The organism is Frankia alni ACN14a, from assembly GCF_000058485.1.
In the GTDB taxonomy this organism is placed as follows: Bacteria; Actinomycetota; Actinomycetes; order Frankiales; family Frankiaceae; genus Frankia; species Frankia alni.
In genome coordinates this window covers 1,806,076-1,816,087 of record NC_008278.1, presented here as the reverse complement: position 1 = coordinate 1,816,087, position 10,012 = coordinate 1,806,076, and the positions used below count along the sequence as shown (strand labels likewise).

Annotated in this window: 8 protein-coding genes; 5 read left to right on the top strand and 3 right to left on the bottom strand. The window is 74.5% G+C overall.

The window, feature by feature from the left end; all coding sequences use genetic code 11:
• Positions 1-100 precede the first annotated feature (100 nt).
• Entirely contained in the window at positions 101-1,690 is a 1,590-nt protein-coding gene (locus FRAAL_RS07290; RefSeq protein ID WP_041938969.1) for a hypothetical protein, read from the bottom strand.
• Between the two features lie 160 nt (positions 1,691-1,850).
• On the opposite strand from FRAAL_RS07290, the gene FRAAL_RS07285 reads away from it, so the two are divergent.
• Both FRAAL_RS07285 and FRAAL_RS07280 read left to right on the top strand, forming a co-directional pair.
• Positions 1,851-2,789 carry a quinone oxidoreductase family protein gene (locus FRAAL_RS07285; protein ID WP_041938968.1) on the top strand — a complete coding sequence of 313 codons (939 nt, stop codon included), beginning with the start codon at positions 1,851-1,853 and terminating at the stop codon, positions 2,787-2,789.
• 1,104 nt (positions 2,790-3,893) lie between these two features.
• Positions 3,894-4,460, top strand: coding sequence for a hypothetical protein (locus FRAAL_RS07280; protein WP_041938967.1), 567 nt, complete (start codon positions 3,894-3,896; stop codon positions 4,458-4,460).
• A 295-nt stretch (positions 4,461-4,755) separates the two neighbouring features.
• On the opposite strand, the gene FRAAL_RS33495 is transcribed toward FRAAL_RS07280, so the two are convergent.
• A complete protein-coding gene (locus FRAAL_RS33495; protein WP_157734413.1) occupies positions 4,756-4,905 on the bottom strand; it encodes a hypothetical protein in 150 nt (49 codons plus the stop codon).
• Positions 4,906-5,208: 303 nt separating this feature from the next.
• Here FRAAL_RS33495 and FRAAL_RS07275 point away from each other — a divergent pair, with 303 nt between their 5' ends.
• The 3 genes from FRAAL_RS07275 (at position 5,209) to FRAAL_RS07265 (ending at position 9,648) form a co-directional block, all read left to right on the top strand.
• Positions 5,209-6,057, top strand: a complete 849-nt coding sequence (locus FRAAL_RS07275) for an ABC transporter ATP-binding protein (protein ID WP_231861554.1) — start codon at positions 5,209-5,211, stop codon at positions 6,055-6,057.
• Between the two features lie 113 nt (positions 6,058-6,170).
• Positions 6,171-8,669, top strand: coding sequence for an ABC transporter permease (locus FRAAL_RS07270; RefSeq protein ID WP_011602867.1), 2,499 nt, complete (start codon positions 6,171-6,173; stop codon positions 8,667-8,669).
• Positions 8,670-8,814: 145 nt separating this feature from the next.
• Positions 8,815-9,648: a YihY/virulence factor BrkB family protein gene (locus FRAAL_RS07265; protein WP_231861553.1), complete on the top strand. Its 834-nt coding sequence runs from the start codon at positions 8,815-8,817 to the stop codon at positions 9,646-9,648.
• A gap of 54 nt (positions 9,649-9,702) precedes the next feature.
• Here FRAAL_RS07265 and FRAAL_RS07260 read toward each other — a convergent pair whose 3' ends face one another.
• On the bottom strand, positions 9,703-9,942 hold the full coding sequence (locus FRAAL_RS07260; RefSeq protein ID WP_157892008.1) for a hypothetical protein: 240 nt from the start codon (positions 9,940-9,942) through the stop codon (positions 9,703-9,705).
• Between the last annotated feature and the right edge of the window lie 70 nt (positions 9,943-10,012).

The window sequence follows — 10,012 nt, the reverse complement described above, 5'->3', positions numbered from 1 at the left end:
ACGCTCGCGCCTCCGACGGCGAATCCGCCGCCCACCGGAGTTCCGGGCGACGCGGCGGACCACCCGTTCGTCAGTTGACCTCGCCGAGATCCCGTCATCGTCAACGAACCTTCATCTCGGCCTCGGCGGACAGGTCGGCCTCGGCGGACAGCGTGTCGCCGCGGTCGAGCAGCCACGTGGTGAGGCGGGTGGCGATGGCGGCCACGTCGCCGGGCGGGGGCGGGCCAGCGAGCACCCCCGGCTCGCCGCAGGTACGCAGCAACGCGGCAAGCCGGCGGTGCAGGCCGTCAGACTGCCCCTCGGCGACGACGAGGTGCGCGGCGACGCCGGCCTGCACGGCCAGGCGCGCTGCCGGGCGCGTCCGGCGGGCGTGCGGGCTGATCGGCACCGGGTCGCTGCGCAGGGACGTCGTCCAGCTCGCGATCCGCCCGCCGGGGTCGAACCAGGCCGGGTCGACGCCTGCCGCGGCGAGCAGCGTGGTGGGGCCGATCGGCAGGGCGAGCAGTGCCTCGGCGACGGCGGGCACGACGGCCAGGTGCCGGCGCAGCTCGGCCGCGGTCGGCCCGGCGGCGTTCGTGGCCGCCAGCCAGGCCTCGGCCGCCGCGACCGTCGTCAGCTCGCCCGTGGGACGGGTCACCGGCGGTACAGCGACGGCCGGTGGGACGGCGACGGCCGGTGGGACGGCGACGGCCGGTGGGACGGCGACGGCTGGGGCTGGGGCGGCCGCGGGGGCGGGCTGGTGCGCGGCCCCGTGCTCGCGCCGGACGCGGCGGACCAGCTCGCCGAGCAGCGCGCGGCGGACCAGCGGCGGCGGGTACGGGTGGCCGGGCGGCGACAGCCCGGCCAGGCGGGCGGGGGCGGCGTGTTCGAGCTCGTCGACCGCCCACGCCGCCGCGTCGGCGATCATGACGGCGGAGAAGGCGTCGGCGAAGAGCTCCGCCTGCCAGCCCGACCACCGGGCGGCGAGCTCCGCGTCGCCGCCCGAGGCGGCGCGCACCGCGTCGTCCAGCGCGGCGCGGGTCCGGTCGGGCAGACCCGGCATCAGGTCCCGCTGGACGTGGTGGCCGGTCTCGTGGGCCGCGGGGGCCAGCCACCACGCCTGGCGCGTGGCCCATTCCGGCAGGGCGATCGCCGGGATCGGCAACTCGCGCAGCAGGGCGCGGACGGCCTCGTCCACCGCGTCGGTGCGGGCCGGCGGGCGCAGCGGCACCGGCACGCTCGACCGGGTGACGGCGAAGGCGTTGAAGCGCGGGTCGACATAGGCGAGCGGACCGGTCGGTGCGGGCCGTCCGACTGCCGCGAACGGCTGCGACCAGCACGACCGGACGAGTTCGTCGGCGGCCAGCAGAATCGGGCCCAGCCGCTCGTCGAGCCGCTGGTCATAGCGTTCGCGATACCAGTCGAACGTGCGCCGCACGACGGTCAGCAGCGTCTCCACCGACCGGCAGCCGTCGTAGCGCGCGCCGCTGTCACCCAGCTCCCGCAGGGAGGCGACCCGGCCGGCCAGAGCGGCGAGCATCCCGCCCAACACCTCGCCGAGTACCCGGAAATGATTTCCAAAGCGGAGGAACCGGTCATCTCCGCGGCGGGCGTCCAGCCATCCGGAGATATCCCGCTGCGCCTGCAGCACCGCTCCCGCGGTCCGGTCGATCCGGAGCCGCGACCGATCGGAGCCGAGATCCACCCCCATGTCGGCAAGAGTACCGAGTCGACCACAATGCGTCTTGCCTAGGTTGTTCATCCGCCCCTTTCTGCGGCGGAATGCGCCGGCCCGACTGCGGCCGCCGCACGCGGCTCCGCCGATCGCATTCCCTGCGCGGCGGAGGTGGGCGGCGTTAGGGTCGTCTGTCATGAGAGCCGTGGGAGTGGTCGAGTTCGGCGGGCCGGAGGCCCTGCGCATCGTGGACGTGCCCGAGCGGCACGCCGGTCCCGGCGAGGTCCGGATCCGGTCCGCCGCCGCCACCGTGAGTCCGACGGACACCTTCACCCGCAGCGGCGACCGGGCGAAATGGCTGTCGAAATGGGCGCCGCCCTACGTGCCGGGAATGGACGTCGCCGGCGTCCTCGACGAGATCGGCGAGGGGGTGGCGACCGATCTCGCGATCGGCGACCACGTGATGGCGATCGTCGTCCCCGCCGCGTCGAACGGCGGTTACGCCGAGCAGGTGGTGGTGCCGGCCGAGTCCGTCGCGCGGGTTCCCGCAGGCGTCGGCGACGTGGCCGCCTCGACGCTGCCGATGAACGGCCTCACCGCACGGCTGGCGCTCGACCTGCTTGGCCTCGCCCCCGGCCAGACGCTGGCGGTGACGGGGGCGGCCGGCTGCTTCGGCGGCTACACCGTCCAGCTCGCCAAGGCCGACGGGTTGCGGGTCGTCGCCGACGCCTCCGAGGCGGACACCGAGCTCGTCCGAGAGCTCGGCGCCGACATCGTGGTGCGCCGCGGCGACGACGTCGCGCAGCGGATCCGGGCGGCGGTGCCCGGCGGGGTGGACGGGCTGGCGGACGGTTCGATCCAGAACGACGCCCTGCTCGGCGCGATTCGCGACGGCGGCGGGTTCGTCGCCGTCCGCCCGTTCCAGGGCGAGACCGAACGCGGTATCACGATCCACCAGGTGTGGGTGCGTACCTACGCGCGTGAGCAGGCCAAGCTCGACCGGCTGCGCCAGCTCGTCGAGGAGGGCGCCCTCACCCTGCGGGTGGCGAAGACCATTCCGGTCGAGCAGGCCGCCGAGGCCCACCGTCTGCTGGAGAAGGGCGGCATCCGCGGCCGGCTCGTGCTGACCTGGTGAACCGCGGATTCGGCGCGCATCCCCGCCGGACCCGTCAGCCTGCCCGCCGCCGTTCTTTCTCTCGACGCCCGGGGGATGACGCCGAGCTGCGGTGACGGCGGTTCGGCTCCCCGGAAGTGGCCGCCCTTTCGAGGTAGTGTTTCCGGCAGGCCGCGACACCGGCGGTCGGGCGCCGCGGGGGTGCTGCCGGCGGCGGCCGTCGAGGACGGGCAGGGAGGTCCGACGGGTTCCGGCGGACGGTCACCGGCATGGCAGGAGGGGCGGTTTCCCGGAAACACACCGGGTGAACCACAGCCCAACCTTCACCCACACCCGAACCTACCGGCGATCAGGCCACGTTGACTTCCACTGCCCACGCGCAACGGCGGCGACACGGGTAGTCAATTCTCGCCGGCCAACAAAACGGACCATCTTTGATCAATGCCAATTGCGCGGAACTCTCGTAGGCTGGGATGCGCGCAGGCAGGCATCAGCAATGCCGCCACAGGTAGGCGGAGCTGATCGGCGATCCTCTCCGCCAGCGGCGGGAGGACCCCGGCGACAGTCGGCCCGGCAACGACGGTGTGTAATCACCGGCCGGACACGGCGCTTCCGTCGTCGGCGAGGCCCGAAGCCGCCGATCAGGCGCAACGAATGTGCGCGCGTCCGCAACGGCTCGTTGCACTCTGTCCCAGATACGCCCAGCACGGTGTGATGTGTCCACCGGCGGACGCGCAGCCCGCTTCCCAGCTACCGAGGCGAGGAGGACACCTGATGATGTCGACGGGATCCTCCTCCTGGGATGTCGGATTCCGCCGAGGGTGGCTGCCCCGCCCGCACTCGATCACCCACTGCGATGGGCGGATCGCCGCGCGGGTCTTCATGGGCGGTGAGGCACACCGGGAGAGGACCACGGGCACCGCACGCACCGGTCCTCTCCCGGACCCTGCCCGCACTCCGGGCACCAGCATCGAGCGCACGCACCGGGTCTGCGTACGCCGGTTCGCCACCGGCACGGGCCCGACCATCACATCTCCCACCCCCGCAGCGGGCTCCCGATGGGCCGCGTGCGGCCCTCGGTGGACCGTTGCCGCGGGCGGACTGGCCAGGACGGGAGACGAACCCATGGACGGTCGGGTGGGCCAGGGCGACTGTACGGGCAGGACCGCGGGGGAACCGCCGCTGCGTTGGCGGCGGCCGGCCTGCGCCCCCGGGCTGAAGTTCGCCAGCCAGCACACGGACGTCGTCGTCCGGTACCGCTACGCCGGGCGGATCCGCGAGGTCCGGATTCCCGTCGCGCTGTGGGCGCCGTTCGTCCACGACGTCCGCACCGGCGTGTTCGACCGGTTGACCCCGCACGACGGACCCCTCGGCTGGACCTCCTGGGGCGCCGGCAGCGGCCAGGTCGCCCGCGGCCTGCCGGACGAGGTGATCGTCCGGATCCGCCACCTCGGGACCATGCGGGAGAACCGGCTGCCGCAGACCATCTGGGACCAGATCCTGGTGGCCGTCCGCGCCCACGCCATCGACGACCTGGACGCCGGCGGCGACGAGGCGGCCGCCGACCGGCGCCCGACCGGCTTCCGCACAGTGCACGGCAGCGCTCTGCCACTGGTCCGCCAGCGCGAGGGCGGCTCCGAACGGTTCCGCGGTACGCAACCGCGCTCCCACCACAGCCACCCCGCCCGATAGCCGGGCCCGCCGCGGTCCGCGGAGGGCGGACCGCGGCGGGCTCGCACGACGGCCGCGCGGGCCGGACCAACGCCGGTCCCACCGCGTCGGACCTGCGGGCTGCCCGCCGCACCCCTCACGGCGGGCAGCCCGCCCGATCCACCATCCCCACCGCAACGGCCATCCCACCCGATCGCCATCCCACCCGATCGCCAGACCAGCCGATCGCCAGACCAGCCGTCCCCACAGGATCGACCTCCCACCAGCAGACCAGGCCCCCACCGGCAGACCGGCCGCCCCTCAGACCGGCTGCCCCTCAGACCGGCTGCCCGCCGACATCCCAGCGCCGGCGTCCGACCCCCCGGTAACCCCCACCGGCGAGCGGGTCCGCCATGGCGCCCACCGGCGGGCAGCCGTCCACTTCCCTCGTCCCGACGACCCCCGCCCCGACCACGTCCCGTTCCACGACGTCCCGCTCCGACGATCACCGTCCGCTGACCACTCCCCCACCGGTGGCGGCCGCCGCGTCACCCCCATCCGCCAGGGGCGCCGGCGGATGTGCGGCGCCGCCGCCGGACCACCATCCACCGGGGTCCGCCGTGCCCGACGGCGGGCCCCGGTGGATGCCACCGCATTCGTGGGGCGTTGCCCGGCGGCGCGCGTAATCCGGCCGCCCGCCGGTTCCCCCGGTGCCGTCCCGGCCGTGCCGATACTGACCCGGGCCCGGCGCGACCGGAGCCCGCCGGATCGCGACGACAGGGGGCCGAGCGTGGCGTTGCCCGGCGGCCCGGCGGATCGGGAACCCGGGACGGCCGACAGGACCGGCACGGCCGAGGGAACCGGCACGGCCGAGGGAACCGGGTCGGCCGACGGAAGCGAGTCGGCCGACAGGACCGGGACGGCCGAGGCGGTGCGCATCGACCTGGTCGGCGTCGGGAAGCGGTACGACGGCCGGGCGACCGGCGTCACGGCGCTCGCGGACGTCACCCTGCGGGTCGGCGCCCGCTGCCTGCTGGTCATCCTCGGGCCGTCGGGCTGCGGCAAGACGACGCTGCTCAACCTGATCGGCACGCTGGACACCCCCACCACCGGGACGGTGCGGCTGGATGGCGTCGACGTCACCCGCGCGTCCCGGCGGATCCGGCGGGAGGCACGCCGCGAGGCGGTCAGCTTCGTGTTCCAGTCGTTCAACCTGTTCCCGGCGCTCACCGCGCGGGAGAACGTCCGCTTCGGCGCGGACGTCGCCGGGCGGGACCGGGCCGGCGAGGTCACCGACGAGGTGCTCGCCGGGGTGGGGCTCGCCGAGCGCGCCGCGCACTTCCCCCACCAGCTCTCGGGCGGGGAGCAGCAGCGGGTGGCGATCGCCCGCGCCATCGCCACCGGCAACCCGATCCTGCTGGCCGACGAGCCGACCGGCGAGCTGGACGTCGCCACCGGCGTGCGCATCCTGGAGCTGCTGCGCGGCCAGTCCGCCCAGGGCCGGACCGTTCTCGTCGTCACCCACAACCGGGAGATCGCCCGGATCGCGGACCGGGTGATCGAGCTGTCCGGCGGGCGGATCGTCCACGACGGACCGCCGCCCGGCGGCCAGGTGCCGGTGGCGGAGCTGCGCTGGTGACCGGGCACGCGCTGGCGCACGGGTGCGCGCTGGCGCGCGGGTGCGCGCTGGTGACCGGGTACGGGCCGGTGACCGGGTACGCGCCGGCGGACGGGTAGTCGGGCGGCGCACGGATGGCATCGACGACGGGGCTGTGGTGGCGATGGTCGCTGCGCGAGCTGCGCCAGCGGCTGCTGCTCGTGGTCGCGATCGCCGTGATGATCGGCCTCGGCACGGGGCTCTACGCCGGCCTGACCAGCTCCTCGCACTGGCGGCGGCAGTCCTACGACGCCAGCTACGCCCGGCTGAACGTGCACGATCTGCGCGTCGCCGTCGAGGCCGGGGCCACGGTGGCGCAGGGGCGTCTCGCGGCGGTGGTCCGGTCGCTGCCGGCCGCGGCGGCCGTCAGCGCCGACGCCGAACGGCTGGTCCTGCCCACCGAGATCGACGCCTCCCGCCCCGGGCACACCGTGCTCGCCCGCGGCGAGCTGGTCGGCATCGACCTGACCGCCCGGCCGCCGGTCGACGCGGTGTCGGTGGCGCGGGGGCGGGGGCTCGTGCCCGCCGACAGCGGGCGCGACGTCGGCGTGCTGGACCGCACCTTCGCCAACGCGAACCATCTCCCGCCAACCGGCACCGTGCGGACCAGCGGCGGCGGCGAGGTGCGCTACGTCGGGCAGGGCCAGTCGCCGGAGTACTTCCTCCTGCCCGGCGAGCAGCCGGGCCTGGTCACCCAGTCCGGGTTCGGGGTGCTCTACACGTCGCTGCCGACCGCGCAGCGGCTCACCGGGCAGCCCGGCGCCGTCAACGACCTGGTGCTCACCCTGCGCCCGGGCACGGACACCGGCGCGTTCGCCGCCGAGCTGTCCCGGGCCCTGGCCGCGGCGCTGCCGGGCACCAGCGTGACGGTCACCGACCGGGACGACATCCAGACCCGGCAAATCCTCTACGACGACGTGAACAGCGATCAGCGGCTGTGGGACGTGCTGGCCGTCCTCGTCCTGGTCGGGGCGGTCTTCGCTGCGTTCAACCTGGTCGGACGGGTCGTCGACGCGCAGCGCCGGGAGATCGGCATCGGGATGGCGCTCGGGGTGGCACCGCGCCGGCTCGCGCTGCGCCCGCTGCTGCTGGGCGCCCAGGTCGGGGTGCTCGGCGTGGTCGCCGGCGTCCTGGTGGGTCTCGTCGTGGGTGCCGCGATGGGCAGGCTGCTGCGCGGGGTGTGGCCGCTGCCGGTGTGGCACACGAACTTCCAGGTCGGTGTGTTCGCCCGGGCCGCGGCCGTGGGTCTGGTCCTGCCGGTGCTCGCCGCCCTGCCGCCGGTGTGGCGGGCGGTGCGGGTGGAGCCGGTGCGGGCGATCCGGGCCAGCGCCGTGGCCGGGGGGACGGGCCCGCTGGTCCGACTGCTGGGCCGGGCCCGGCTGCCCGGGGGCAGCCTCACCCAGATGCCGCTGCGCAACCTGGCACGCGCCCCGCGTCGGCTACTGCTCACCGCCGTCGCGATCGCCGCGGTGATCACCGCCCTGGTGGTCTTCACCGGCGAGCTGGACACGTTCACCCGCACCACGAACCGGGCCGAGGCGGACCTGACGACCAGCGCCCCCGACCGGCTGCGGGTGATGCTGCCCCGGGTCGAACCGGTGAACTCCCCGACGGTGGACGCCGTGCGCCGTTCCCCCGCCGTCGCCGAGACCGACCCCACGCTGGCGCTGCCCGGCCGCATCTCCCCCGCCCACGCTCCCCCCGGCGGCGGCGGCAGCGCCGGGGCCGGGGCCGGGCCCGGCGGCGACGCCTCGGCCGCGCCGATCGACGTCCTCACCTACATCCTCGACATCGGGCACGGGCTGTGGTCGCCGTCGGTCGTCTCCGGGTCCCCGACCGGAGGGCTGCTGATCTCCGAGAAGGCCGCCCGGGACCTGGGCGTCCACCCCGGCGACACGATCACGCTGCGCCATCCGCAGCGGGTCGGCACCGGCTACCGGACCATCGACACGCCCCTGCGGATCGCCGGCATCCACGACTTCCCGGTGCGCTCGGTGGTGTTCCTCGACAACAACGACGCCGGCGCGTTCCGGCTCGCCGGAACCACCAACGTGGTCGTCGTGCAGCCGGCGGCCGGGTACGGGCGGGACGCGGCCACCCGGACGCTGGCCGCCATCCCGGGGGTGGCGTCGGTGGTGTCGGCGACGGCGAGTATCGAGGAGATCCGGGCCCTGCTGCGCAGTTTCGTCGGGATTCTGCGCATCGGCGAGGTGGTGGTGCTCCTGCTGGCCGTGCTCATCGCCTACAACGCGATGAGCATCGCCGTGGACGAGCGGCGCCGCGAGCACGCGACGATGCTCGCCTACGGGTTGTCCACCCGCACCGTGCTCGGCCTGACCGTCGCCGAGAGCGCGGCGATGGGCCTGGTCGGGACGCTGCTGGGGATCGCCGCCGGCTACTGGGCGCTGCGCTACACCGTGGAGGTGCTGCTCGCCAGGACGCTTCCCGACCTCGGCGTGCAGGCGATTCTGTCCGGTCGCACCCTGACCGTCATCCTGGTGCTCGGCGTCGGCGCGGTGGCGGTCGCCCCGCTGGCCGCGGCCCGCCGGATCCGCCGGATGGACGTTCCCTCCACCCTTCGGGTCATCGAGTAACCACCGCGGGACCGGTGCGGGCAGGATGAGGACCGCTACCTGGCGGTTGCCCCCGGCTGGCGGGGTGCACAGGTCTGGTGAGGTGTGCGGGTCTGGTGAGGTGTGCGGGTCTGGTGAGGTGTGCGGGTCTGGTGAGGTGTGCGGGGTGACGAGGCTGCGATGGGTGACGACGCTCGGGCGGGACGTGGTCGGCGCGCTGCGCGGCCACGACCTCGCGCTGCTCGCGGCGGGCGTCACCTACTACGCGGCGATCGCGGTCGTGCCCTGCGTGCTGGTGGCCGTCAACCTGCTCGGCCTGCTGCTGGGACGCCCGCGCGCGGCGGAGCTCGGCGATTCCCTGGCCGACGCGCTGCCGGACGGTCTCGGCGCCCCGGCGGTCGTGCTCGCCGCGTTCGACGCGGCGCTGACGATGTCGCCGCTGGTCGTCGTGGCCGCCGCGGTGCCCGCCTCGTTCTACGGCGAGGGGCTGCGGCGGGCCTTCGTCCGGCTCGCCGGCACCAGCGAGGGCCTCGTCGGGTGGCGGGGTCGCCTCGGCGTCCTGCCGCTGCTCGCCGCCGCCCCGGTCCTGCTGCTGCCGGTCCTGCTCGTGACGCCGACGCTGGCCCGGCTGTTCGCCGAGCGCGGCGTCTCGGCGGGGCTGGGCGTGATCGTCGCGTTCGCGGTCGACTGGCTGGCGCTGACCGCGACGCTCGTGATCGTCTACCGGGTGGTGGGACCGGGGCGGCCGGGCTGGGCGGCGACGCTGTGGGCGGCGGCGTCGACCGGGTCGTTCGTCGCCGGCTTCGTCCAGGGGTTCGTGCTGTTCCTGTCGTTCCACCTGGACCTGGGCCTGCCGTTCGGCGGTTTCCGCGCCATCGGTGCGGCCGTCGCCGTCGGCTTCTGGCTGTTCCTGCTGCACCTGATCGTGCTCGTCGGCTACGGCCTCGCCCTGCGCCTCGACGAACGCGACGGCGTCCCCTGGGCGGACGCGCAGCGCTGACGATCCGGATCAAGGAACATAACCGAGCCCCATGATCCGGATCAGCTACGCACTCTAACGCCCGTGGTCCACGCCGTTGCCATGGTCGATACCGTTACCGTGGTCGGCACCGTTTCCGTTGTCGATACCGTTGCCGCCGCCGGCGAAGATATTCACGGCTCCGTGTCTCGCGTGCGACTGACCGATGGGCGCGGAGATCCTCCCCGGGGTGATGCTGCCGATCCCGAAAGCGAGAACGAGCAGACCGGCGGCCGCCACGGCCAACTGGATCCTTCGCAAAGCTACGATACGCATCCTCACACCTTTCCGTCGATGGATAACCACAGACGACATAACACCTGGACCGGATGGACAAACAGTCGGC